Genomic DNA, 24,512 nt, shown 5'->3' with positions numbered 1-24,512 from the left:
TTTATTTGACCTTTACATTCTCTTTCCCCAAAAACTCTCGCAATCCATCTATTATATTATCATCTATAGAAACATTATATTTAGACTGTATAGTTTTCTTTTCTGTCTCAATATAGTATATTACAGGATGATCTCCAGGTGAAACATCTAGTAGTCGATTTACCATTTCAAATGTCTGTTTATCCATTTTAGAAAGTCTGATATAAACTTTTTCTTGTTGTTTTTTTTCTTTAGTCTTAGCGACAAAATTCTTCTGCTTATTTACTTTATTAGAAGTTAAGTTGAGGTATTCATCCATGTTCCAAATCTTTTGGCATAGTATCTTAGCTCCTTCTTCTTCCTTAAAGCTAAGCTTTCCTTCTACGACTATAGGCTGGTCACTTTCCAATTGAGCTTGATTTTTTTCATAGCTATCATTAAAAACAATGACTTCCACTTCAGTAAATACATCTTCTAAACTTACAAACGCCATGGGCTTATTGTTTTTGGTCATTATTTTTTTAACGTTAGATATCACACCTGCCACCAAAACTGTGCTATTGTCTTTCATATCTTGTAGTTCTAAAGTGTTTTTAACACCAAGAGTATATATCTTTTTATGCTCATCTAATGGGTGGCCACTAATATACATTCCCAAAGCTTCCTTTTCCAGCTGTAACTTATCCTTTGAACTAAACGGCGGCACTTCTTCTAATGATAAACTTTCATTATTGCTAAAGTCATCCATAAGCTCAAACATAGACATTTGGCCACTCTCTTTTTGTGATTTTATCATTTGGGAAAAGGTTACTAACACATCTATAGAAGCTAGTAGCTGCGCTCTATTATCGTTAATTGAATCAAAAGCTCCTGCCTTTATCAAGCTCTCGAGCACCCGACGGTTACAGTTAGTTATCCTAGAACAAAAGTCTTCCATGGATTGAAATGTACCGTTTTGCTCTCTTTCATATATTATATTGTCAATTACAGCCCCACCTACATTTTTTATGGCAAGCATTCCAAATCTAATCTTTTTATCATCTACTACAGTGAAGTTTTTTAAACTTTCGTTAATGTCAGGCGGTAAAACCTCAACTCCCAATTCTTTGCAATCATGAATATATAACGCGACTTTTTCAGACGATGCCATAGCACCTGTTAGCATAGCCGCTAAAAATTCTGTTGGGTAGTTAGCTTTTAGATATGATGTTTGATAGGCCAGCACTGCATAAGCAGCGGCATGAGCTTTATTAAACCCATAGTCAGCAAACTTTACTATAAGGTCGTATACCTCTTTTGCCTTATTTTGAGCCAGGCCATTTTTTACGCAGCCATCAATAAATTTTTTCTCTTGCTCTGCCAAAACATCCCTTTTCTTTTTCCCCATCGCCCTACGTAGAATATCAGATTCCCCAAGACTAAATCCTGCTAATTCCGATGCAACTCTCATGATCTGCTCTTGATAAACCATTATTCCGTAGGTCTCTTCTAAGATGCTTTCGACCTTTTTATGAGGATAGGTAACCGGAATTTCTTTATGCTTACTTTTTATAAATTTTGGTATCTGCTCCATAGGTCCTGGGCGATACAACGCTAAAACAGCTATTATATCTTCAAATTTGGAAGGCTTTAATTCCCTCAGTACACTTCTCATTCCAGAACTTTCAAGTTGGAAAATACCTAATGTCTTCCCTTGAGAAATGAGTTCATAGGTGTTGGGATCGTCGAAAGATAGGTTTTCTATGTCTATATCAACTTTTTTAGTTTTTTGTATGATTTTTACAGCTTCGTTTATTATAGTTAGAGTTCTTAGCCCTAAAAAGTCCATCTTAAGCAGACCAAGTTCTTCTAATGTATTCATAGGAAACTGAGTTACTACTCCATGCTCACTGGTTTGTAGAGGTACATACTCCGTTAAAGGCTCTTTGGAAATTACAACTCCAGCAGCATGAGTAGATGAATGCCGAGGCATACCTTCTAGTGTTTTTGACACATCAATAAGCTGCTTTACATCTTCGTCTTGTTGATATAAATCTTCCAATCTTTTTTCCATTTTCAACGCTTTTTCGATAGTCATATTTAACTCAAAAGGTATAAGCTTTGCTATTTTATCAACCACGCCGTAAGGCATGCCCAATGCCCTTCCTACGTCTCTAACAACAGCTCGAGCAGCCATAGTACCAAAGGTGATGATTTGTGCTACTCTTTCTTCCCCGTACTTTTCGACTACATATTCTATGACTTCTTCCCTGCGCTCATAGCAAAAATCAATATCAATATCCGGCATTGTAACTCTCTCTGGATTTAAAAATCTTTCAAATAAAAGGTCATAGCGAAGTGGGTCGATGTTCGTTATTCCCAAAGAATACGCAACTAAACTACCAGCTGCTGAACCTCGGCCAGGTCCTACTAGAATGTTATTTTTCCGAGCATAATTTATAAAATCCCAGGTAATTAAAAAGTACCCACTATATCCCATTGTGTTAATAACATCTAGCTCATATTTAAGTCTATCTTTGACTTCCTCTGTAATGTTATCCCCATAGCATTTTTTAAGCCCATCCTCACAAAGATCGGTCAAATGCTCATGGGTGGTTTTTCCTGGAGGAAGTGGGTAATTGGGCATGTGTGTACTTGAAAAGTCAAATTCAAAATTGCATTTATCAGCAATTTCCAAAGTATTGTCTAACGCTTTAGGAAGATGCTTAAACTTTTCCTCCATCTCTTGTCTGTTTTTTAAATAAAACTCATTGTTAGGAAAACTCATTCTATCCTGTTCATGAACTTTATTGGCAGTTTGGATACACAAAAGTACATCATGTGGGTAATGATGATTACTGTCTGTATAATGAATATCATTTGTAGCTACTAGCTTTATATCTAGTTTTTGCGAAAGCTTTATTAGCTGACTGTTTACCTCTCGTTGTTCTATCAGTCCGTGATCTTGAAGCTCTAAGTATAAATCCTCTCTTTTGAATATACTTAGATACCTTTTACAAAGCTCTTCTGCTTCTTCTATGCGCTTTTGCATCAATAACTGAGGCAGCTCGCCCGCTAAACAACCCGTTAAGCAAATTAACCCTTGGCTATATTTTTCTAAAAGTTCCATATCTACCCTAGGTTTGTAATAAAATCCCTCTGTAAATCCTAGCGTTACTAGGTTCATTAGGTTTTTATACCCGGTTTCATCTTTAGCTAGTAGCACTAAGTGATTTGTTCCTTCGCTAGGTTTGCCTTTTTTGTGTTTTCTTCCTTGTGGCGAAATATAAACCTCACAACCTATAATTGGCTTAATACCTTGCTTTTTACATTCCTTATAAAACTCTATTACTCCGTACATAACTCCATGATCCGTTATAGCCATGGCAGGCATATTAAACTCTCTAGCTTTAGATACTATATCTTTTATCTTAGCTGCCCCATCTAAAAGGCTATACTCAGTATGCACGTGCAAGTGGACAAACTCAGACATAATACCACTTTCCCCTCCTGATTTAAATCTTTCTTCCGATTTTTTCCCCTAACATAACTGATGTCTCAAGTTGATTATTGCTATTTTCAATTATATCATCGTCAATAACTGCCTGATCTTTTTTAATAAACAAAATTACCGTAGAACCACCAAACTTAAAATAACCTTTTTCTTCTCCCCTAGTAACTTTGTTATTATCAAAGGTTTGTATAATACTTCCAACACAAGTAGCACCCACTTCAACTATTGTTGTCTCTCCAAAGTTTTCGCTTAAAAAGTGGGTTACTTGCCGTTTGTTTTTGCAATACAGGTTAGATACTCGGCTTAATGCTACGGGGTTAACTGAGTAATAACTTCCTTTTATTTTCCGATGTGAAGTCACTTCTCCCCAATCAAAAAAATGAAACCAGTGATAATCTGCGGGCGATAATCTAAAAACTAGGCAAAGCCCCCCTAAGTATTCCTGAGCTTTTTTATCGTCGTTAATTAACTCCGCTAAAGTAAAGTAAAAGCCTTTCACTTGTATTACTTTATTTATATCGATATCTGTATAAGCCATTATTTTGCCATCTACAGGTGAAATAATGGCATCCCTCTCCTGGCATATTGGCCGTGCATTTGATTTCAATTTTCTTGTAAAGAATTGATTAAAATTTCTATATGATTTTGGATCGCTGTCTATAGCTTCTGACAGGTCTATACCATATTGATTGACAAATGCTGAAATCTTATATCTACTCATAGGCAAACTTTGAATTAGGCCATATATAGTTGAAGCCCATTTTCTTTTAACCACCATATTTAGAGTTTTTGTCCCCGGCTTAGAGTAATAAAGCCAATTTAACAGCTTGGTACTGGGTACCTGCTCTCGCTTTTTCTCTTTTGTAACTCTATCTATATAGTATATATCCATTAATGTAACCCCTTTACTTAATTTTCAACTTTGCGCTATTTTACCCCAAAGGTTTTTATTCATAACCCTTCTAATTAAGCTGTGTTATAAATATACTATATTTTAAGAAGGATTTAAAGAGGGGTGAGGTTATGGAAAATAATTTTTGGTCTACTGCAGTTTTAGATTTTTGTATAGCTTTAGGTGTAGTAATAGGTGGGGCTACTATAGGCTCTTTAAGCACTTTGTTTACTTCAAAACCACCATTTTATACAATGTTAGATTTAGCTAGCAAACTAAAGATATGGGCTATGGTAGCAGCGCTTGGGGGAACTTTTTCAACTATTAGGGCTTTTGAATCTGGGGTGTTAGAAGGCCAACTTTCGGTAGTATTTAAGCAAGTTTTATTAATTTTATTTGCTTATGGTGGAGCCCAAGTTGGCTATGTTATTATACTTCTAATTACAAAAGGAGAGTAAGATGCGTCTTTTATATTTTTCATTTAAGAAGCTTATAAGAACTATAGGAATCTTGTTAATTGGCGTGTTAGCCGGTGCCGTAATATCCCAAATATTACAAGGAAGGATAATTGATGAGCTTTATATAGAAAAAAAACAGTTACAAACCCATGTGGTGGAACTCCAAAATACCATAGACCGATTAGAGGACTCTCAATTAAAAAAGCAGGTTTTAGTTGTGCGAGAGTTAGAGGTTTTTTTAGAATATGACGATGAAGTTATTGCACTAGAATTAAAGGGAAGAATCAACGAGCTTTTAAATAATCTGATAGGGGAAGAGGTAGACTCTATAAACCCTAACCTAGTCCGCAACATAGTACACAATAGAACCTTCGTGATTGAGGATAGGCGATATAAAAGTAGTTTAGACATGCTAATAATAGCGGAAACTACTAAAGTATACATACATGCTGAGCTAGTTGAAACCGATGACCCAGAAGAATAGCTATTCTTCCATCACTCTAAGGGAGATTATCGCTTTGCAAACAAGCTCTTTTTCACAGTAAGCACATACTTCTACCTTAGAGGTTTTTCTACCTAGCTCAAAAACTTTACCTTCTAAGATTAGCTCCGTATCGATTTGTACCGGCTTTAAAAAATAGGTGACTATATTTTCTGTTACTGTATCGATGTGGGTTGAGTTTTGCATTGTAGCATAAGCGGTGTTTGTCAGAAGTGTCATCAGCACGCCGTTACTAGCTCCCCCTAGGTGATTGGTCATTATGGGAGTTATTTTTCCCGATAGCTTTACCCCATTGCAAATTTTCTCTTCTTTAAATTCACTGAGGACCATATCACTTAAGGTCAATCCTACTTGAGGTTGCTTTTGACCATGCTGCAAAGCTTTCATCACGTCTTGGCGACTTACCACACCTATTAACTCTTTTTTTGAATTAACTACCGGGATCAACTCAATTCCCTGCCATACCATGGTATGGGCTACAGCTGATAGTGAGTTGTCAATAGTGGTCACCGTGGGATTTTTAGTCATAACTTTTTCAACAGAAGTTTCCATGCTAGCTTCTGCAACATCTTTAGCTGTTACTATACCTACGACCTTCTTTTCATTATTTATGACCGGAAATCTAGTATGTGTAGTTTGTTTCACCATTTTGTTCCAACTTCCAACTGTATCGTTACAAAGTAAATATTTTGGGTTTTTCACCCAGATATCTTCAACTAAAACTATATCTTTTTTTATTAAGCGGTCATATATCGCTCTGTTAATTATGGTAGCAATAGTAAAAGTATCGTACGTTGTTTGAATTAGCGGTAATTGCTTTTCATCTGCAATTTTTTTAATTTCTGGCTCAACATCAAAGCCACCTGTAACTAGCACTGCAGCTTGTTTTTCTAAAGCTTTTTTTTGAGCTTCGAATCTATTTCCCACAATTAGTAAATTGTTTGGATCGATGTATTTTACCATAGCTTCTATTTCCATGGCACCTATGACGAAACGGTTTAAAGTTTTATGTAACCCTTCTTTTCCACCTAAAACAACCCCTTCTACGATATTCACAATTTCTGCAAAAGTTAGCTGTTCGATATGTTCTTTGTCCTTTTTCTTAATTCTTACCGTTCCAACTCTGGGCATAGTGGTTACAAAGCCCAGTGACTCCGCTTCTTTTATAGCCCTATAAGCTGTTCCTTCACTGACATATAACTCATTTGCAACTTTTCGCACCGAAATTTTACATCCGATAGGAAGATTTTCGATATACTCTATAATCTTTTTATGTTTTGTATCTGGCATTATTAAATACACCTCCATTTCTGTATTATAACAGATAAAGCGAGTTTAGGTACAAAAAAATCCGAATATTGTCGGATTTTTTTATGCCTATGTAGGTTATGTAGTAGTTACGCATCATAAAGTTTAGTTTTGGAGCGTCTAGATTCTTGTTTATACTTAACTTTTGCATTAGGTAATACTTTAGTTTCTGCTGCCTTTTTATCTTGATTCCTCATCTCTTTATAGCAAGCCGTTAATGATATAAAAGCTATCGTGTACCAACAAATTGAAAAAACTCCTCCTACACTGTCAACACTTACACTAGGAAAGTACAGCAAGCCAGTTACAATCATCGCAATTACAGCAAGTGTTTTAAAATACCCCTTAGACATAATTTAGCACCTCCTATTAAATTAAATATGCTTAGTAAAATTAGGTATTCTTATTTGTTTTAAAAAAGCAGGATTTCATCAGCAGTTGTCGAACTTAAAAGGTACCACAAATAGAGGGGAGGAGTAATAGTTGCCAAAAAAAATAAAAGTAGCAATCATCGTAGCTCTAGTTATTGTTTTCTCCATAGTAGGTGCTCAAATTGGTTGGACAAATACTGCACAACCTGGTAGTGAAAACGATCCTTTGATTAGCAAAAGTTACCTTGACAGTATCTTATCTGTTTTTCGCTCTGAAGTAGAGGATGATATAAATAAACAGGACGAAAAAATAGATGAACTTATAGCTATGTATGATGAGTTAAAGGATGAGATAGAGAGCATTCAGGTAAACGGCGGTTCTTCAAGTTCAGAAAACTCCGGCACTGATAATGAGCCAAAGAATGAAAAACCTGAAGATGAAGGCTCTAATGACTATGATACAGCTAAGGTTGTGGTGGATGCTAGCACTGTAAATTTTCGCTCAGGTAGTGGAACCTCTTATTCTCGCTTGACAACTGTGTCGAGAAATGACGTAATTAATGCAATTAACTATGAGAATCAGTGGATTCAGGGTGATGTAAATGGTACAACAGGCTGGATTGCTGCTTGGCTAGTAAAACCAAAAAACGGCCATAGTCTCGAGTACATAAATGCAAACACTGTTAATGTGCGTACAGGCCCTGGCACTAACTACGATAGGATTACAACCGTTTCAAGGGGTGATATCCTAAGAGTTGTAGATACAAAAGGTGATTGGAATAATGTAATACTTTCTGATGGTACAAAGGCTTGGGTTTATAGTCCTTTAAGTAATGAAGTTCAATATTAACCTTTAAATAAATAAAAGGTAGTCCCCTTATAAAAGGGAGCTACCTTTTTTTGTGTCATTTTATTGCTTAAGTTAATTACCTGGCTTAAACTGGTTAATGGCATCTAAAACTTTTTCCACATCTTTTTTGCTTACGTTTAGATGGGTTACTATTCTAAAAAAGCTACCGGTTCTTTGTATTTTAATTAAATTTTTCTCCATATACTCAACTAATTTATCTGAAATGGTTTCACTTACGGTAAATCTGCAGATGTTAGTGGAAGAATCAACTGATTCAACCCAGTCCTTTTCTGCTAAAGCTTTACCTATCATTTCACAGTGCTCATGATCTTTTTTAAGGTTTTTGGGGCCATTTTCTAAGGCATATAGTCCTGCAGCTGCACAGTGCCCCCATTGTCTCATACCACCACCTAGCATCTTTCGATACTTTAGTGCTTTTTCTATAAAATCATTTTTTCCGACTAGCATTGAGCCGACGGGAGCTCCTAAACCTTTGGATAAACAAACCATTATTGAATCTGCATTTTCCACTAAACTATCCATTTCTATCCCAAGACTAACTTGTGCGTTAAAAATCCTTGCCCCATCTATATGTAGGTGTAATCCTTTGTCCTTGGCTAGCTTTCCGACAGCATCGATATAAGATTTTTCTAAAACTTTACCACCCGCCATGTTGTGGGTATTTTCAAGAGCTATCATTTTGGTTTGAGGAAAATGAATATTTTCCTCCCTTATGGCACTTTTTAAGTAATCAAGAGGTATTTTACCATCTACACCTGAAATAGGGTTTATTTGCACTGAAGCGATAGCAGAGATATTAGCTACCTCGTATTTAAACATATGCATATTATACTCTGTTATTATTTCGTCCCCTCTATCGCATACAGATAAAACCGCAAGAAGATTTCCCATAGTGCCTGTAGGTACAAATAAAGACCTCTCTTTCCCAAAAAGTTTTGCTACCTGTGCTTGAAGCTCATTAACTGTGGGATCTTCACCATAAACATCATCCCCCACCTTCGCTTGTGCCATAACCTCACGCATTTTATGGTTTGCCACAGTAAACGTATCGCTACGCAATTCAATCATTACATCATCTCCTTTTTCTTGACATACAAAAAACGCCAAACTAACAGGATTAGTTTAACGTTTGATCATCTTTTTTATCTAGGCATTCACGGCATGTGCCATAAAACTCTATTCTATGGTCATCGACCTTATGTCCATTTACATGATTAATTTGATCATTAAGTTTGCTTTGAAGTGGGATATCAACATCGTAAACTTTAAGACACTTGTTACAGGTAAAATGATAATGATTAGTAGGATTACCATCGTACCTACTAAAAGTACTGCCGTAATTAAGTTCTAAAATCTCGCCTTTTGTTTTTAAAACACTTAAATTCCTGTATACAGTACCTAGGCTTATAGTTGGCATCTCTTTTTTAACTTCATTATAAATCCAATCTGCAGTGGGGTGACAGGTAGTTGATTTTAACACTTCTAATATTTTTCTTCTTTGTTTTGTCATTCTTTGTTGTGTACTCAATGGATTCAACCCCTTCCTCTGCCTATATCAGTAATTGTTCTCATTATAATTTATTAAGTGAATTATGTCAATATATTATTTTAGATTAACGGTCGAATTTTATCTGGGAATTCCTTCAAAGAACCTTTAAGGTCCACTGTATAGTTTCCACCGCTTCTATCAATAACTAGGCCATCGTCAACTAAAAAAGTTTTCATACCTAGCTTTGCTGCACAAAGGTCTTCTTGACAATCGTTTCCAACCATCATGGCCTCTTTACCTCGTATACCTAATTTATCAAGAATCTGCTGATAGTATTCTAAGTTGGGCTTTGTAGCGCTCATATTTTCATAAGAAGTTATTAAATTAAAATCAGTTGCGTTAAGTCCAGCCCATCTAATTCTCTCATAAGTAGCTTCTTTTGGGAAAACAGGGTTAGTCGCTAGTACCACTTTTAGACCATTATCTTTGCAAAACTTTACAGCTTCTTTGGCTCCTGGCACAGCTGTTATGTCACTTTGTAAATTACTAAAGTCATTTTTGTAAAATTCGTCTAGCATAGGTAAGATTTCCTTTTTATCAATATTTACTAAAGAGAAAAAGGTCTCCATAAATACTTCTTGATTTGACTTATCTTTTTGAACATTTTTCACCATTTCCTCTGTTCCTGCGAATAAAGCTTTCTGAAAGATATTATTTGGAATCTTATGTTGTGCTTTTCGGGAAATACTTTTTACATATCTGGGCAAAAAAGTTTCAATATCTAAAGTTAGCAACGTTCCATCTAAATCAAATAGCACTGCTTTTAACATGTTAATCCCTCCTATTTTTTTCATATATATAGGCGATTGCAAGAATTTACAAACGCTCATAAGTTTTTACTGATAATCACAAAAACGGCTTCACTTTTAGCCTAACTTAGCAGTTGATGGGGGTGTTTATGCCATATTGAAAAGTTCAATCAATTAAATCCTCATACAATTTTTTCATGAAAAGGGCATCTTCCGTCTGTTTGCCAGAAGATTCACAAATTATGGTTGGCTGCATTTTGTTTTCCACAACCACAGGAGCAAAATCCTCGAATCTTGGCCCAAATTCCTTTTCATCAAAAATACGGTGCTTTTTTTCCCCTCCTTTGCTATATTCTATAGGGCTGAAATGTATATGTAAGTTTTTAACAGTTTCTTTGCCTAAATTCTCTCCTATTTTATCTATTACCCGTCTAAAATCTCCTTTATTTTTCAAACCTCCGTGCTCCCTTGCATGCAAGTGTCCAAAATCTATAACAGGCACACACCGATTTGGGTCTATTAAACATAGCTGAATTACCTCTGATAAGTTCCCTAACTGATTAATTTTACCCATAAGCTCTAATCCTATCTTAACATGTGAGTAGTCGCAAGTTAGATCTAGTACCTCTTTTAGAAACTCTTTAGCCCGAGCTAGCACCTCATCTCTATCCTCACCTTTTGGAACAGAGCCGGGGTGAACTACTATTTTTGACCCTCCCATGTCGCTTGTAGCTTTTAACGATTTAGTGATATGTCCAACACTTTTATCTAATTTCTCTCTGTCTGTAGATGCTAAATTTATAAAATATGGCGCGTGCAGACTCAGTGCAATACCGTACTTATCACATTCACTTTTTAGGTTAGAGCTAAACTTCTCTTTTACCCTTACTCCTCTGCCACATTGATACTCGTATGCATTTAAACCTTTTTGTTTAAGCCACTTAGGGATTTCTAAAGAACTTTTATTACCTTCATCATAAAACAGTGTAGAGTTACCAGCAGGTCCGAATTTAATCAATTGTCTTTATCCTCCTTAAAGATGTATTCTTTTTCTTTTATATTAAAACTTAATTCACCACTAGTAATATTTAATAGCTGTTGCCTTACCTTTGGTATTTCATCATCTTTTAACATTAGGCACATCTGAACTTTATCAGAAAAAGAGGTATCTTTTACTACTCCTAAAGGATTTAGATAGTTTTCTATTTTACCATGGGCGGTATAGTCAAATGTTATTTCTACGTTGGTTAAAAGCTGCATATAGCCAATTTTTGCTTGAACTAGTGCTTCTTTAGCACTCTGGCCATAAGCTCTGATTAACCCGCCTGTTCCTAGCTTTATACCTCCAAAATATCTTGTGACCACTACAACCACATTTTTTAGCTCCTCTTTCCTTATAAGCTCTAAAATGGGCTTGCCTGCAGTTTTTGTTGGTTCACCATCGTCATTACATCTTTGAATTTCGTCATTTTGTCCAATCTGATAAGCATAGACATTGTGTGTAGCACTTTGATGCTTTTTGCATATTTTTTCTATAAAGGCTAGGGCTTGCTCCTCAGATTGAGCTGGAGCCGCAGCTCCAATAAACTTAGACTTTTTTATATCGATTTTCGCCACTGACTCATTATTTATGGTTTTATAACTATTTAACAAGGCAAAATCCCCCTTTAATTAAAATTTAAAACCAGTCTGCCTCAAGGCCTCATAAACAACTAAAGCTACTGTATTAGATAAATTGAGAGAACGGGCATCGTTGGTCATAGGAACTGTTATAGCTGTATCTGCGTTTGAAAAGATTAAGTCTTCTGGTAGACCAGCTGTTTCTTTTCCAAAGAGTAAAAAGTCCCCATCCTTAAATTTAGCTTTATAGTAGGGTTTTTCCACTTTAGTTGTTAGGTAATAGAATGTTCCATCCTTATTTTTTTCGAAGAATTCCTCTAAACCACAATATGTAAATACTCTTGCTAAATCACGGTAATCTAAACCTGCTCTTTTTAAATTTTTATCAGTGAGGGAAAAACCTAACGGTTCTATTAAATGCAGCTTTGAATTTGTAGCTGCGCAAGTTCTAATGATGTTCCCTGTGTTGTGAGGTATCTCTGGCTCCACCAAAACAATATTAAACATCTAGCATAACCTTCTTTCGATTTTACTTTATATATATATTACCAGACCTAAATAAAAGGTGCAAAATTACGACAATGTTTCATTGGTTTTGCTTATTTTATGAAATTGTTAACAGTTTAAGGTAACAGCAGGATTTGCATTATTTTTGTAGAAAACTTATTTTATGTGATTTTTCTCTAGGAAAGTTTTTTATCTTTTATTAGTACTAGCAAGTTAAAAATCAAAGGGGTGTAATTTAATGGGGGTTTATTTTAAAAAGTACGTAGAAAACTGTGTTCATTTAAAAGAAGTTTTGTTGTTTAGTAGTTTAACATTAGTGAAAATGGTTATCTTTCATTATCTAATGGATTTGCAATCTGGAATTTTATTGATAACATTTAATAATTTTATACTTATTTTAGCAATATATTTTTTGGTTGATTTATGTTCTAGTAAAAATAGGTTAAGAAATTTGTTGATAGCTCATTTTTTAATCTCTGTATTGTTTTTTGTAGAAAAGATTTACTTTAGTCATTTTTTCACCTTGATACCTATACACAGTGTTTACCAAATGGGGCAACTAGGTGGGGTGTCAGAAAGTATTATGACTTTGATAAGGCCGGTGTATTTTTTATTTTTTATGGATTTTATTGCCCTGATTTTCTATTACAAACAAAATCCTGTAAAAGTAAAACTACAAAAAAAACAAAGGCTTGCTTTTTTCCTAGTTGTTATTTCGCTAATTTTAGTTACTAGTTTAGTAAGTTCAAGTATTGTTCGTTCCTCTGGAGGAATGCATACACCATATAACTTAGGTGTTATGAGCTATCACTTTTTTGATATTTATAATTTTGTAGCCGGAAACAATACGGCGGATGAGCAAGATGTCCATGAGTATATAGATGAATACATCAACAGAACTGACCTTGTTCATAAAGATACATTCGGCTTGGCAAAAGATAAAAACATCATTGTATTGCAGATGGAGTCTATCCACAATTTTGTGATTGATCTTAAGGTTAACGGTCAATATGTCACTCCTGTATTAAATGATTTGGTTTTGAATGATAGCTTTTATTTTAACAATTATTTTGAACAGGTCAGTACAGGCAATACTTCTGATGCTGAATTTATATCAAATAATTCTTTCTACCCTTCTTCAAACGTTCAAACTTATAGTAGGTACGAAGAAAATGAATTTACAGCTTTTCCTAGCTTGCTAAAAGAGCAAAAAGGATATTCTACTTTTATCTTTCATGGGTTTGAAGCAGAGTTTTGGAACCGGGAGAATTTTTACACTACACAGGGGATAGATCACTTCGTTAGCATGGAGGATTTAGAACAGGACGAAATAATTGGTATGGGTATTAGCGATGGCTCAGTTTTTAGACAATCTATGGACTATTTAGTTGATACTGATAAACCGTTTTATGCTAAGTATGTAACCTTAACCTCACATACACCTTTTAGGATGGAAGAGGATTTTAAATTTTTAGATTTGCCAGAGGCTTATCAAGACACGTTGGTTGGAGACTACTTACAAACAGTAAAGTATCTTGATAAAATGATAGGTCAATTTATTGAAAACCTTAAAAAACACAACCTTTACGAAGATTCCATTATTATTTTATACGGTGACCATAAAGGTCTTCGTGTAGAAGAGGAAGAAACTAATGAGCTGGTTTCAAAACTGCTAGGAGAACCTTTTAAAGAGGGCGAAATGTATAAGGTTCCTCTTATAGCCCATATTCCGGGCTCTAACGTCGATGAAACCATCGAAACCGTAGGAGGCATGGTTGATTTTTACCCTACTTTTGCAAATCTTGTAGGATTAGACTTAGATGGTGTTCCTATGTTAGGTAGAAACCTTTTTAATGCTAAGGAAGGTTTTTCGGTGATAAAAAACCCACTAGGAAGAGGGTCCTTTGTAGATGACGAAAAAATATTTTTAATGTCTAGCGATGGTGTTTTTGAAAATAGCACCGCTTGGGATAGAGTTACGAGAGAGCCAGTAAGTTTAGATGATTGTAAAGAAGGCTATAAGCGAGCTTTAAGACATTTAAAACTATCGGAGTATATACTTGATAACAACTTGATAACAAGTAGTAGTAATTAGTAATATGAGGTCAGAGGTTAGTAATAAAAAACACGACCCTAAGAACTTAAATGGCCACGGTAAACATTACGAAATTAGCTACATGCTTGGTCCAAGCCCCTTCATATAAGGTATCCATACTGGAAAGGCCCGGCTAGGACAACACTGGCAATTTGTTTTTTTTAGAAATAAGTTAGTGGTAATTTGTAATATGAGGTCAGAGGTTAGTAATAAAAAACACGACCCTAAGAACTTAAATGGCCACGGTAAACATTACGAAATTAGCTACATGCTTGGTCCAAGCCCCTTCATATAAGGTATCCATACTGGAAAGGCCCGGCTAGGACAACATTGGCAATTTGTTTTTTTTAGAAATAAGTTAGTGGTAATTTGTAATATGAGGTCAGAGATTAGAATAAAAACCATGACCCTAAGAACTTAATTGGCCACGGTAAACATTACGAAATTAGCTACATGCTTGGTCCAAGCCCCTTCATATAAGGTATCCATACTGGAAAGGCCCGGCTAGGACAACATTGGCAATTTGTTTTTTTTAGAAAAAAGTTAGTGGTAATTTGTAATATGAGGTCAGAGATTAGAATAAAAACCATGACCCTAAGAGCTTATTTGGCCACGGTAAAAATTACGAAATTAGCTACATGCTTGGTCCAAGCCCGTTCATGTAAGGTATCCATACTGGAAAGGCCCGGCTAGGACAACATTGGCAATTTGTTTTTTTAGAAATAAGTTAGTGGTAATTTGTAATATGAGGTCAGAGGTTGGTAATAAAAACCATGACCCTAAGAGCTTATTTGGCCACGCGCTTTCCACTTTCCACTTTCCACTTTCCACTTTCCACTTTCCACTTTCCACTTTCCACTTTCCACTTTCCACTTTCCACTTTCCACTTTCCACTTTCCACTTTCCACTTTCCACTTTCCACTTTCCACTTTCTACATTCTACATTCCACTTATTAACGAATCTGGACGTGGCAGATATGTCCTAGCTTCTTAAATTTATTCTATTTTTTTGCAGGAGAAATAGTATTAAATATAGAACTATTTCTATAATCTAAATATTATGGGAGGAATGTAAAGCATGTTAAAAATTAACAAAGAAAAGCTTGTTATGCAATCAGTGTGTGGGGAGATAAGTCACCCTAGAGCTCGCTCCTATCGTTTTGATACTGAGGGCCAGAGCCATATGGTTCCTGGAACTGGTGGAATTACCTATAATGTCAAAGTCGGCGATTATGCCAGTGGTTGGAAAGGTGATCATGTAGAGCCTGGTGTTAGTATCCAGTTATCTGACGCATTAAAAAATAGCGGCCTAAATTGTATGGCTTGTGTGGGTAATGAAGCTAAAGTAATAAGCGGGGAAGCTAAGGGTAAAAAAGGTGTAGTAACAGGCTTTCATGGTGGCATTGAGCATACATTAATCCATTTCGATGATGAAACTTTAGATAAGCTAGCTATCGGTGATAAGATTCAAATTAAATCCGTGGGTAATGGTTTAGAGATAGAGAACTACGAAGATATAAAAACTTATAACCTAGACCCAGCTTTATTTGAAAAAATGGGTATTAAACAGTTAGAGGATGGCTCTTTACAAGTTGATGTAGTAACAGAGGTTCCAGCTCGTTTGATGGGATCTGGAATCGGCTCACCAGCTTTTAGAGGAGATTATGATATTCAAACTGCCGATCCTGAGGATTACAAAAAGTTCGGCCTAGATAAATTGAGATTAGGTGACATAGTGCTACTAAGAGATTGCGATACTACGTATAGTAGAGGTTATCTAAAGGGAGCTGTGACAATCGGCGTGGTAATCCACAGTGATTGTATAATTGGGGGACATGGTCCTGGAGTTAGCACCCTGCTAACGTGCAAAGAAAGTAAGATTAAGGGTAACCAAAACCCAAAAGCTAATATTGCAAACTATTTGGAACTTAAATAATAAAAAAAGTGCCTTTTAAGGCACTTTTTTTATTATTATTAATGCTTCTTTTTGTTCACGAACTCACAAAGCTCATAAACGGGACAAATATCACATTTAGGTTTTCTAGCTGTGCATATATTTCTACCGTGATGAATTATTAAGTGATGCCCGTGACTCCACCAGTCTTTTGGCAGGTTTTCCATCAGCTGCTTTTCTGTTTGATCTACGTTTTTAGCACTTGCTAAGCCTATTCTATTTGCTACTCTAAATACATGAGTGTCAACAGCTATAGCTGGTACATCAAAAGCATTACTCAGTACAACATTAGCTGTTTTTCTACCTACCCCACCTAGTTTTACTAACTCTTTTTGAGTTTCTGGTACTTGCCCTTTATACTTGCTAACTAAGTCTTGGCTCATACTTATAATGTTTTTGCTTTTGTTGTTAAACAGCCCACATTCTTTTATTTCATCTTTTAGTTCATCAATTCCTAACTCTAGTATCTCATCAGGAGTATTAGCTTTTGAAAATAGTCTGGCAGTCACCTTGTTTACTCTTATATCGGTACATTGTGCTGACAAAATAGTTGCTACTAATAGTTCATATGCTGTTGTGTAATTTAAACCACATTTTGCATCAGGGTAGGTTTCGTCTAAAATATTTAATACTTTGACCATGTGTTCATTTTGCATAAACAACCACTCCCACTACTTAATATAAACACCTTTTATCCCCTTTTTGTTTCTAGAGCATGCTGTGCATTGTTCATCATTTCTTTCATCTCCTATATGGTTACACGGATTAACGTGTATTAAAACATCGCCAACATCCTCCATAGAACTCATAAGTTTTTCTTTAGCTTGTGCAGCGATAGAGTGCCCTTTTTCAACTGTAGCCTTTGGGTCTACACATATCTTTAGATCCACTAAAATCTTGGCACCATGCCACCTAGCTTTTACGTCATTAAGTTCTTTTAGGCCTTTTACTTCCAGTACCCTTCCTCTTATCTCTTCTATAGTTTCAGGCTCTGGAGCTGTATCCATAAGCTCTTTTACAGCATCCATAAAAATTCTCGCCCCGCTATACATAATCATACCAGACACAATAATACCAGCAGCGGGATCTAAGAAGGGAAGCCCTAATATTGCCCCTAACACACCTACTAAAGCGGCTACTGAAGAAAGGGCATCTGTTCTTTGATGCCATGCGTCAGCCATAACAGCAGAGCTTTGGATTTTTTTTCCGACAAAGGATATATACCTAAACAACCCCTCTTTTGTAAAAAGAGAAATAACCAAGGCCCAAATGGCAACAGTACCAGGCACATCAATGTCACCTTCAAGTAGCACGTTTATAGCTGAATAACCAATTCCACCACCTGTAAGCACTAGGATAATAGCGATGATTTTGGCAACAACAGATTCAGCTTTATAATGGCCATAGTGGTGAGTTTCATCTGCTGGTTGATTAGCCCATTTTAGACCTCCTAAAACTACTCCACTTCCGACAATGTCGGTAAAGGAGTGAGCTGCATCGGCAACAAGGGCGGTGCTACCTGACAAAATTCCTAGAACTGCTTTTAAAATTGTTAGCAAAATATTTGCAATCATGCCAACGACCGTAACTTTAAGCCCCTCTTTATATCTTTCTTTTGACATTAATTTCACCTCTAACTAATATTACCATACTTTTAACAGTATTTCCCGTAAACTACCACTTAACTTTTGAAACTTCCACTCTTTTATCGGTATCGCAGTTTTCACAAAAAAATAAATGGGTACATGTATTATAATCATCCCCTATATCTCCTTCATGCGCAGATAAATAAGGGCTATATGGATCTAAAAATTGACTTAGACTACCGGCCTCGTCCATAGCTTCTCTACATGTCGGACAAGGCTTAACTACCTGTTCAATGCCATTACAAACTGGACAAATTAAAGCCACAAACACAACCCCCTTTTTTAGTTAGGTTGCCCCGTGGCTTTCTTTATTAGTAAAGTTTTTTGAAATTTTGTTTTTCCAGATGATACTCCCATATATTAATATAATTCTCTTTCATGAAAATTATAAGTCGCTGCCCATTCTTATCTAAGCTGAAATGTTTCATGTTATTAAAACCTTCAGGGTTTCTAAATTCCCCGTTCTCTTTAAAATACATTTCATCTCCAATTAACAGAATCAACATATCTTTATACTGTTGAACTTTAGTTAATCCGTCTAACTCCTCTGGAAAACCTTTAAGTGAAAATGTTTTAACATCATCTTCATTTAAGGAGTAAAGTAATATTTTCTGCTCTGCTTTTGACCATAAATATAAAGCATCCCTTTCTGAGTTTAACACTTTATAATTATTGTTTTCCAAAGCGGAATAAATTTTTCCGCTTACTGCATCTTTGATAATAATTTCTTTGTCCTTTTGTACCCTAAAGAAACTACCCTCGTGAATGTTAACTCTATCCTCTATAAACTCAGAGATATTTAAAAGGGATTGGTTGTTCTGCTCAAACAAAATACTTGCCTCGTCTATCGCAGTATAATTATCTCTTTGAATAACATGGTCTAATGTCTCAGATACCGGTATGTCATTAATTGTTTGTGCTGCTAAGTCTATAGCCTGAGCTTTGTACTCATTGTTTTTCTTTAGAAAGTTTATCACTATATTTTCATTGACCCAAATTGAATGTTTAGGTATCCATAAATCTTCAAGGTTGACTTGTATGGAATAACCATGATCAGAGTACCTTAGTTGCGCAACATCATTATGCTCCATTTCTAGTTCATCGCCTGTGGTTAAAGTTAAAGTGATTTTTTCTCTATCAGGGGCTATTAGCTCTACTTTGTTCATATAATCATCTTTTAATTCAAGGGTTATGGGAGCTTCGCCAACCCACATATTATTTAAAATTACAGAGGTTTTATCAGTATTAGACTGCAGCTTTACTAAATTTGGGTTGGCAGGCTTTAGTCCACTTTCAATATCCACAGAATTTTGACTAGCTAATAGCGAAAACTCATCCGATGAATGAAAGGTTTGCACAAAGCTTTGTGGCCCTTTGCTGTCAAATTGACCCTGCCATATTAGGTATCCAGACTTTCTTACAGTTAATTTTCTGGTTTTATCTTCCTTATCCATAGTATATGATAATGGGGTTTTACCTATTTTTTCTCCATCTAAAAACACTTCTGCTCCCTCTACATTAGACGCTATATTTACCTCAAACTCATCCATACCACTTTGGGGTATTATACCTACTGTAGAATTGACAAAAAACAGTAAAAATATCATTGATGCAGCAAAAGCGATAGGTTTGAGGTGAGTGAAGATTCTTTGAAAAAATGAGCATTCATATCTATCATTTTCCTCTAGTATGTTATTTAACATTCTTTCTTTTGTTCCTAGTGGAATTTCAACATCGGGAAGCTCTGATATTTTATTATAATTTCTTTTTGATTTATTCATACTTGCTCACTCCCCCCTTTGGAGAACATTCTAAGGAAATTTTCTTTGCTACTTCTTTATCTAGATTTTTCATACCTCTATGAAGTAGGGTTTTCACTTTACTTTCTTTCACACCCATAATGCGTGCAGTTTCTTTAATGCTAAAACCGTGTAATCTTCTTAAAAGTATAGCCGTTCTTTGCTCGTGCTTTAAGGACCCTAGCATTCGCAAAACATCTTCTAAATCCTCCTTATACTCAAAAACATCTTCAGGTGTTATTGTTGTTATCAATTTATTGTAGTAGTCATCTACATTTAAGCACTTTTTGTGCTTTCTGTGATAGTCATAAGTCGTTCTTCTAGCTATGTTAAAAATCCAACTTTTGATACTGCTTTTCCCTTTAAATGATTCCATTTTTCGATATACTTTTAAAAAGACTTCTTGAGTTACATCTTCACAGGAGGTTACTCCGATAGAGTAGGCAGTAAAATTATAGACATCTTGAAAGTACATTTCATAAACCTCAATGAAGGCAGACCGTTCTCCATGCATAAACCTAGTAATTAAAATGTGATCCTCCAAGCATTCTCCCTCCCTGCCTTCAATTATATAGACGTAAAAAAACTAAAAAAGTTTCACTTTTAGAACTTTATTTTAGAATATCACAAAATTTTCCTGATTTCTAGATAAATTAAAAGATAAAAAAAGTATATCAATATGCTTTTACACAAAACCTACTAATGAAAAGGTAGGTGATAAAATGTTTAAAAAGCCAAGTCATTTTAAGTTATCCCGTTTAACCAAAAATAAAGGGATTCTAGTAGGGTTAGGAGTGGGAGCAACTCTTAGTTTGGCCGGATATGTTGCATATAACAACTTTCGCAAAAGCGTAAAGCCTATGGACCCAGATTTGGCTCATCAGGCTTCTAAAATTATGTTTGAAGATGTCAAAAACGCTTTAGTCATTTCACCCCATCCAGACGACTTTATTTTTTTCGCCGGTGGCACTATAAAAAAACTAGTCAACCAAGGTATATATGTTACAGTGGTAGATGTTTGCGAAGGGGAAAAAGGGGCTCAGCTAGTTAATTATGGCTCCCAGCGTAGGGATACCCAAATTAGATCACAAAAACAACTAGGCTACGGAGACCTGAGGTTTTTACATTACCCCCAGTTTAATGTTGATCAAACACAACTGATGCTAGATTTAAGGAATATCTGGCATGAAATAAATCCTGATCTTGTTATAACCTTTGATCCTCACTTTCCACTAAGGGCTGCATCACACCCAGATCACATGACAGTTGGAAAATCAGCATTGCAGCTAGCCTCTGACATAGGCGATAACACTAAATTATATCTATATGGCAGCAGAAAAAATACTATTTTGGTGGATATCGAGGAGACCATCGAAGATAAAACAAGGGCCTACCTATATCAAAAGGTAAATGTCCCTGTTTATCGAAATTTTTATACAAAAAGCATTTACAAAATGGCACGTTTAAGTGCATCTAATAGTAGCATAAGCTTGGGAGAAAGCTTTCGAGCATTTCATAATATACACTCATTCCCTTACTAGGAACTGTTTTTTAGAAACGGTTCCTTTATTTTGTTGACAAAATGCACTGTTACCTAATAAAATCTATAGTAAGGGGGCTATAACATGATAGAACTTATAATTGTAGCATTAGTAAATTTGATATTCCTTTTAGTTAACAGAAAAAAAGTTAAACTAATGTGGCTTCACTGGATATCTATAAATGTAAATATATTGGTTTTCTTCTTAATCTATTATTTTGCTTCAGAACTAGATTCAACGCTTTTACAATATTTAAGTGGTGGATTTTTTGTGTTAATTTTATTTAGTCAGTTTCCTAAGTTTAGGCAGTTAAGGTTTAGCTTGCCTATGGATATGCAGTTTAACATAATTCTTTTATATCTATGGTTAAGTTATAAAGTTTCACCATCATTAAACAAAATGGAAAAAGCAATAGTATATCTTAATTTGAGCAAAAGATATCAGTTAGCAATAGGATTATGTAATAAATATCTAAAGGAAAGTGACAACCTTAAAGTTATGGGACATAAAACTTATAGCTTAATTAACATAGGCGAGTACAATAAAGCAAATACAGAGTTGGATAAAATATTAAAAACTAACCACTCTGATAATTATTATATTACTTTAAAAGCTGATGTTTTATATAAACTAAAGGACTATGATAACGCAGCACTTTATTACCACAAAGCTATACAACAAAAACCGAATACCCCAGAGTTGTGGTTTAGTTTAGCAAGAACATACCAAAAACTAAATCGCTTCGATGACTGTGAGCAGACATTTAAGAAGGTGCTAGATAGAAACAGAAGTTATTTGCCTGCTTACACTGCTTTAGCTAAGCTTTATATCAACAATAATTTGTATGATAAAGCCCGAGAAGTTTTAGAACAAGCTTTAGATAAAATAAAACATCCTCATTATAGAATCCATATAAATAAGATGCTAATGGAAATTAAAAATAAAGATAATACCCAATAATTATGTTATAATAAAAAAACTAACCTTAATATTAACAAGGTTAGTTTTTTTAGAGGAGGAAAATGAAAGATATGGGTAATTTCTTTAAAATTCGGCTTTTTATCATTATTCTTGGTTTATTCCCTTTTGCATTAGTTACAAACTTTTACATGCTACTTTACTTAAACATAAACTTAATACTACATATAACCATTAACATAGCTTTAATATCTGTATATCTTGTTTTGATATTAGGGAAAATATATATTTCGCTAACAGAAATTTATAAAGCATCTCAGCAAGTTGCCAAAGGAAGTTATGCTGATTTAACAATCAACGAAAATGGGTATTTTAACTCGTTAGCAATTTCCTTTAATAAGATGTTAAACGAGATAGACAGACATAAGGCAGAAATGGAAAAACTATCCTTTCAAGATCATCTTACTGGTCTTTCTAATAGAAGAATGTTAGACCTCTCTATGCAAGCACAAATTAACCAAAGTGAAAGGACAGAACTACCTTTAAGCCTGCTAGCCATTGATATAGACGATTTTAAGCAGATAAATGATACACATGGACATCTGTTTGGAGATACAGTAATTGCAGAAGTTGCCAGTATTTTAAATACCTCTTTAAGACGTAGTGATATGACAGCTCGATTTGGAGGGGAAGAGTTTGTAGTTTTGCTTCCAAATACTAATTTAATAAATGCTACAAAAGTTGCTGAAAAGCTTCGCAAAGAGATAAGCCATCTTCGTTTTCAAAGTAATAATAGGCTAATCAGTATTTCTGTAACTATTGGCGCGGCGTCCTTAGACCAAGTCCCCACTAATCTATCTATAGAGAAAAAAACAGAAGCCTTACTAAATAAGGCTGATATCGCTTTGTATTCCGGAAAAGAATCCGGCAAGAATAAGGTATCTTCCTCAATTTAAAAACAGTTTCCCCGCTAACTCTTAGCTGGAGAAACTGTTTTTTATTTTAACCTTCTAAAACAATTTTAACCTTTTCTATGGCCCAATCAAGTTCATCTTTACTGATAATTAAAGGTGGGGCGAACCTAATAACATTTTCGTGGGTTTCTTTACACAAGATGCCTGCTTCTTTTAACTTTTCGCAGTAAGGCCTAGCAGGTCCATTTAGCTCTAAGCCAATAAATAATCCTTTTCCTCGAACTTCTACTATTTCTTCGTTGTTAATTTTTTTAAGTTCTGACTTTAAGTATTCACCAAGATCTAAAGAGCGTTGGACTAAATTTTCTTCTATCAACACATCAACTGCAGCCATGGCACATGCACAACCTAATGGGTTACCTCCAAAAGTTGAGCCATGAGAACCTGGGTTGAACAAGTTTAAAAGTTCAGAGTTTCCTGTGATTGCAGAAACAGGGATCACTCCTCCGCCTAAGGCTTTTCCCATTATATAAATGTCAGGGTCAACATCCTCCCAATCACAGGCGAAAAGCTTACCAGTTCTACCAAATCCACTTTGGATCTCGTCGGCCATAAATAAAACGTCATTTTTTTTGCATGTGTCGTAAGCCTCTTTTAGATAACCCTCTGGTGGGATAATAACTCCTGCCTCTCCTTGAACTGGCTCCATCAGTAGAGCTGCGGTGTTTGGATTTATAGCATCTTTTAACGCATCTATATCGCCGTAAGGTACTATTTTGAAGCCTGGAGTAAGTGGCCCAAAACCTTTGTGATAACTTTCGTTAGAGCTAAATGAAACTACTGTGACAGTTCTACCATGGAAGTTTCCACTCATAACTATAATTTCTGCTTTATTTTCAGGGATGCCTTTGACTTGATAAGCCCATCTTCGTGCACACTTTATAGCTGTTTCCACAGCTTCTGCACCTGTATTCATAATTAACGCTTTTTCTTTTTTGGTAAGGTCGCATAGCTGTTTGGAAAGAAGTCCTAGTTTTTCATTTTGAAAAGCTCTTGAAGTAAGAGTTACCTTGTCTAGTTGTTCTTTTACCGCGTTAATAATTTTGGGATGTCTGTGTCCTTGGTTTAGAGCTGAATAAGAGCTTAACATATCCATATACTTATTGCCCTCAGGATCCTTGACCCAAACTCCTTCAGCCTCTGAAATGACTATAGGTAAAGGAAGATAGTTAGGGGCGGTATACTGATCTGTAACCTTTAAAAGTTGCTCTGTGTTCATTAAAAAATCAACTCCTCAATTTAATTTAAGGCTTAATAGCCTATTATCCTATTTCTACAATACATAT

General features: G+C 35.3%; 25 protein-coding genes. 8 read left to right on the top strand and 17 right to left on the bottom strand.

The window, feature by feature from the left end:
* Position 1 precedes the first annotated feature (1 nt).
* Positions 2–3,451, bottom strand: coding sequence for a DNA polymerase III subunit alpha (locus PRVXH_RS04370; RefSeq protein ID WP_353894097.1), 3,450 nt, complete (start codon positions 3,449–3,451; stop codon positions 2–4).
* A 22-nt stretch (positions 3,452–3,473) separates the two neighbouring features.
* Positions 3,474–4,364, bottom strand: a complete 891-nt coding sequence (locus PRVXH_RS04365) for a phosphatidylserine decarboxylase (RefSeq protein ID WP_353894096.1) — start codon at positions 4,362–4,364, stop codon at positions 3,474–3,476.
* A 131-nt stretch (positions 4,365–4,495) separates the two neighbouring features.
* Here PRVXH_RS04365 and PRVXH_RS04360 point away from each other — a divergent pair, with 131 nt between their 5' ends.
* Both PRVXH_RS04360 and PRVXH_RS04355 read left to right on the top strand, forming a co-directional pair.
* Positions 4,496–4,822, top strand: coding sequence for a YtrH family sporulation protein (locus PRVXH_RS04360; RefSeq protein WP_353894095.1), 327 nt, complete (start codon positions 4,496–4,498; stop codon positions 4,820–4,822).
* A 1-nt stretch (position 4,823) separates the two neighbouring features.
* Entirely contained in the window at positions 4,824–5,306 is a 483-nt protein-coding gene (locus tag PRVXH_RS04355) for a hypothetical protein (protein ID WP_353894094.1), read from the top strand.
* On the opposite strand, the gene PRVXH_RS04350 is transcribed toward PRVXH_RS04355, so the two are convergent.
* Positions 5,307–6,614: a DRTGG domain-containing protein gene (locus PRVXH_RS04350; RefSeq protein WP_353894093.1), complete on the bottom strand. Its 1,308-nt coding sequence runs from the start codon at positions 6,612–6,614 to the stop codon at positions 5,307–5,309.
* Between the two features lie 107 nt (positions 6,615–6,721).
* Positions 6,722–6,985 carry a hypothetical protein gene (locus PRVXH_RS04345; protein ID WP_353894092.1) on the bottom strand — a complete coding sequence of 88 codons (264 nt, stop codon included), beginning with the start codon at positions 6,983–6,985 and terminating at the stop codon, positions 6,722–6,724.
* 130 nt (positions 6,986–7,115) lie between these two features.
* On the opposite strand from PRVXH_RS04345, the gene PRVXH_RS04340 reads away from it, so the two are divergent.
* Positions 7,116–7,853 (top strand): SH3 domain-containing protein, encoded by a 738-nt coding sequence (locus PRVXH_RS04340; protein WP_353894091.1) that lies wholly within the window; start codon positions 7,116–7,118, stop codon positions 7,851–7,853.
* Positions 7,854–7,925: 72 nt separating this feature from the next.
* Here the strand turns inward: PRVXH_RS04340 and ltaE are convergent, their stop codons facing one another.
* From ltaE to trmL, 6 genes are all read right to left on the bottom strand, one after another.
* Positions 7,926–8,942, bottom strand: a complete 1,017-nt coding sequence (gene ltaE, locus PRVXH_RS04335) for a low-specificity L-threonine aldolase (RefSeq protein ID WP_353894090.1) — start codon at positions 8,940–8,942, stop codon at positions 7,926–7,928.
* 49 nt (positions 8,943–8,991) lie between these two features.
* The gene (locus PRVXH_RS04330; protein ID WP_353894089.1) at positions 8,992–9,402 is read right to left on the bottom strand and encodes a transcriptional repressor; all 411 of its coding nucleotides are present in this window, start codon (positions 9,400–9,402) and stop codon (positions 8,992–8,994) included.
* A gap of 80 nt (positions 9,403–9,482) precedes the next feature.
* Positions 9,483–10,193, bottom strand: coding sequence for an HAD family hydrolase (locus tag PRVXH_RS04325; RefSeq protein WP_353894088.1), 711 nt, complete (start codon positions 10,191–10,193; stop codon positions 9,483–9,485).
* A 145-nt stretch (positions 10,194–10,338) separates the two neighbouring features.
* Positions 10,339–11,190, bottom strand: coding sequence for a TIM barrel protein (locus PRVXH_RS04320; protein ID WP_353894087.1), 852 nt, complete (start codon positions 11,188–11,190; stop codon positions 10,339–10,341).
* Positions 11,187–11,825 (bottom strand): YigZ family protein, encoded by a 639-nt coding sequence (locus tag PRVXH_RS04315; protein WP_353894086.1) that lies wholly within the window; start codon positions 11,823–11,825, stop codon positions 11,187–11,189. The genes PRVXH_RS04320 and PRVXH_RS04315 overlap by 4 nt, the downstream gene beginning before the upstream one ends.
* Before the next feature lie 18 nt (positions 11,826–11,843).
* Positions 11,844–12,299 (bottom strand): tRNA (uridine(34)/cytosine(34)/5-carboxymethylaminomethyluridine(34)-2'-O)-methyltransferase TrmL, encoded by a 456-nt coding sequence (gene trmL, locus PRVXH_RS04310; protein WP_353894085.1) that lies wholly within the window; start codon positions 12,297–12,299, stop codon positions 11,844–11,846.
* A 238-nt stretch (positions 12,300–12,537) separates the two neighbouring features.
* Here trmL and PRVXH_RS04305 point away from each other — a divergent pair, with 238 nt between their 5' ends.
* Positions 12,538–14,394: an LTA synthase family protein gene (locus PRVXH_RS04305; protein WP_353894084.1), complete on the top strand. Its 1,857-nt coding sequence runs from the start codon at positions 12,538–12,540 to the stop codon at positions 14,392–14,394.
* Positions 14,395–15,173: 779 nt separating this feature from the next.
* Here PRVXH_RS04305 and PRVXH_RS04300 read toward each other — a convergent pair.
* On the bottom strand, positions 15,174–15,323 hold the full coding sequence (locus PRVXH_RS04300) for a hypothetical protein (protein ID WP_353894083.1): 150 nt from the start codon (positions 15,321–15,323) through the stop codon (positions 15,174–15,176).
* A gap of 149 nt (positions 15,324–15,472) precedes the next feature.
* On the opposite strand from PRVXH_RS04300, the gene PRVXH_RS04295 reads away from it, so the two are divergent.
* Positions 15,473–16,330, top strand: coding sequence for a DUF4438 domain-containing protein (locus PRVXH_RS04295; protein WP_353894082.1), 858 nt, complete (start codon positions 15,473–15,475; stop codon positions 16,328–16,330).
* A 38-nt stretch (positions 16,331–16,368) separates the two neighbouring features.
* Here PRVXH_RS04295 and nth read toward each other — a convergent pair whose 3' ends face one another.
* Genes nth through PRVXH_RS04270 form a run of 5 tightly spaced genes read right to left on the bottom strand, consistent with a single transcriptional unit; the run spans position 16,369 to position 20,337 of the window.
* Positions 16,369–17,004, bottom strand: a complete 636-nt coding sequence (gene nth / locus PRVXH_RS04290) for an endonuclease III (RefSeq protein WP_353894081.1) — start codon at positions 17,002–17,004, stop codon at positions 16,369–16,371.
* A 15-nt stretch (positions 17,005–17,019) separates the two neighbouring features.
* Positions 17,020–17,970, bottom strand: a complete 951-nt coding sequence (locus PRVXH_RS04285; protein ID WP_353894080.1) for a cation diffusion facilitator family transporter — start codon at positions 17,968–17,970, stop codon at positions 17,020–17,022.
* Between the two features lie 52 nt (positions 17,971–18,022).
* On the bottom strand, positions 18,023–18,259 hold the full coding sequence (locus PRVXH_RS04280; RefSeq protein ID WP_353894079.1) for a hypothetical protein: 237 nt from the start codon (positions 18,257–18,259) through the stop codon (positions 18,023–18,025).
* 46 nt (positions 18,260–18,305) lie between these two features.
* A complete protein-coding gene (locus PRVXH_RS04275; RefSeq protein WP_353894078.1) occupies positions 18,306–19,775 on the bottom strand; it encodes a PEGA domain-containing protein in 1,470 nt (489 codons plus the stop codon).
* Complete coding sequence (locus PRVXH_RS04270) at positions 19,768–20,337, bottom strand: RNA polymerase sigma factor (protein WP_353894077.1); 570 nt, start codon at positions 20,335–20,337, stop codon at positions 19,768–19,770. Before PRVXH_RS04270 ends, PRVXH_RS04275 begins: the two co-directional genes overlap by 8 nt.
* Before the next feature lie 178 nt (positions 20,338–20,515).
* On the opposite strand from PRVXH_RS04270, the gene PRVXH_RS04265 reads away from it, so the two are divergent.
* The 3 genes from PRVXH_RS04265 to PRVXH_RS04255 all read left to right on the top strand — a co-directional run bounded on the left by PRVXH_RS04265 (position 20,516) and on the right by PRVXH_RS04255 (position 23,208).
* Complete coding sequence (locus tag PRVXH_RS04265) at positions 20,516–21,334, top strand: PIG-L family deacetylase (protein ID WP_353894076.1); 819 nt, start codon at positions 20,516–20,518, stop codon at positions 21,332–21,334.
* 84 nt (positions 21,335–21,418) lie between these two features.
* A complete protein-coding gene (locus PRVXH_RS04260) occupies positions 21,419–22,294 on the top strand; it encodes a tetratricopeptide repeat protein (RefSeq protein ID WP_353894075.1) in 876 nt (291 codons plus the stop codon).
* A 62-nt stretch (positions 22,295–22,356) separates the two neighbouring features.
* Positions 22,357–23,208 (top strand): GGDEF domain-containing protein, encoded by an 852-nt coding sequence (locus tag PRVXH_RS04255; protein ID WP_353894074.1) that lies wholly within the window; start codon positions 22,357–22,359, stop codon positions 23,206–23,208.
* 46 nt (positions 23,209–23,254) lie between these two features.
* Here PRVXH_RS04255 and PRVXH_RS04250 read toward each other — a convergent pair whose 3' ends face one another.
* On the bottom strand, positions 23,255–24,445 hold the full coding sequence (locus tag PRVXH_RS04250) for an ornithine--oxo-acid transaminase (protein WP_353894073.1): 1,191 nt from the start codon (positions 24,443–24,445) through the stop codon (positions 23,255–23,257).
* Positions 24,446–24,512 lie beyond the last annotated feature (67 nt).

The organism is Proteinivorax hydrogeniformans (assembly GCF_040515995.1).
GTDB lineage: Bacteria > Bacillota > Proteinivoracia > Proteinivoracales > Proteinivoracaceae > Proteinivorax > Proteinivorax hydrogeniformans.
Note: the sequence above shows the minus strand (reverse complement) of the source record. Positions and strands in the feature narration are given on the sequence as shown.

What these genes read in the sequence shown, in the direction of transcription:
- trmL (WP_353894085.1), bottom strand. Translation starts at nt 12,299, where the DNA reads ATGTTTAATATTGTTTTGGTGGAGCCAGAGATACCTCACAACACAGGG.
- PRVXH_RS04260 (WP_353894075.1), top strand. Translation starts at nt 21,419, where the DNA reads ATGATAGAACTTATAATTGTAGCATTAGTAAATTTGATATTCCTTTTA.
- PRVXH_RS04350 (WP_353894093.1), bottom strand. Translation starts at nt 6,614, where the DNA reads ATGCCAGATACAAAACATAAAAAGATTATAGAGTATATCGAAAATCTT.
- ltaE (WP_353894090.1), bottom strand. Translation starts at nt 8,942, where the DNA reads ATGATTGAATTGCGTAGCGATACGTTTACTGTGGCAAACCATAAAATG.
- PRVXH_RS04325 (WP_353894088.1), bottom strand. Translation starts at nt 10,193, where the DNA reads ATGTTAAAAGCAGTGCTATTTGATTTAGATGGAACGTTGCTAACTTTA.
- PRVXH_RS04345 (WP_353894092.1), bottom strand. Translation starts at nt 6,985, where the DNA reads ATGTCTAAGGGGTATTTTAAAACACTTGCTGTAATTGCGATGATTGTA.
- PRVXH_RS04295 (WP_353894082.1), top strand. Translation starts at nt 15,473, where the DNA reads ATGTTAAAAATTAACAAAGAAAAGCTTGTTATGCAATCAGTGTGTGGG.
- PRVXH_RS04305 (WP_353894084.1), top strand. Translation starts at nt 12,538, where the DNA reads ATGGGGGTTTATTTTAAAAAGTACGTAGAAAACTGTGTTCATTTAAAA.
- PRVXH_RS04365 (WP_353894096.1), bottom strand. Translation starts at nt 4,364, where the DNA reads ATGGATATATACTATATAGATAGAGTTACAAAAGAGAAAAAGCGAGAG.
- PRVXH_RS04275 (WP_353894078.1), bottom strand. Translation starts at nt 19,775, where the DNA reads ATGAATAAATCAAAAAGAAATTATAATAAAATATCAGAGCTTCCCGAT.
- PRVXH_RS04355 (WP_353894094.1), top strand. Translation starts at nt 4,824, where the DNA reads ATGCGTCTTTTATATTTTTCATTTAAGAAGCTTATAAGAACTATAGGA.
- PRVXH_RS04360 (WP_353894095.1), top strand. Translation starts at nt 4,496, where the DNA reads ATGGAAAATAATTTTTGGTCTACTGCAGTTTTAGATTTTTGTATAGCT.
- PRVXH_RS04265 (WP_353894076.1), top strand. Translation starts at nt 20,516, where the DNA reads ATGTTTAAAAAGCCAAGTCATTTTAAGTTATCCCGTTTAACCAAAAAT.
- PRVXH_RS04370 (WP_353894097.1), bottom strand. Translation starts at nt 3,451, where the DNA reads ATGTCTGAGTTTGTCCACTTGCACGTGCATACTGAGTATAGCCTTTTA.
- PRVXH_RS04285 (WP_353894080.1), bottom strand. Translation starts at nt 17,970, where the DNA reads ATGTCAAAAGAAAGATATAAAGAGGGGCTTAAAGTTACGGTCGTTGGC.
- PRVXH_RS04250 (WP_353894073.1), bottom strand. Translation starts at nt 24,445, where the DNA reads ATGAACACAGAGCAACTTTTAAAGGTTACAGATCAGTATACCGCCCCT.
- PRVXH_RS04255 (WP_353894074.1), top strand. Translation starts at nt 22,357, where the DNA reads ATGAAAGATATGGGTAATTTCTTTAAAATTCGGCTTTTTATCATTATT.
- nth (WP_353894081.1), bottom strand. Translation starts at nt 17,004, where the DNA reads ATGCAAAATGAACACATGGTCAAAGTATTAAATATTTTAGACGAAACC.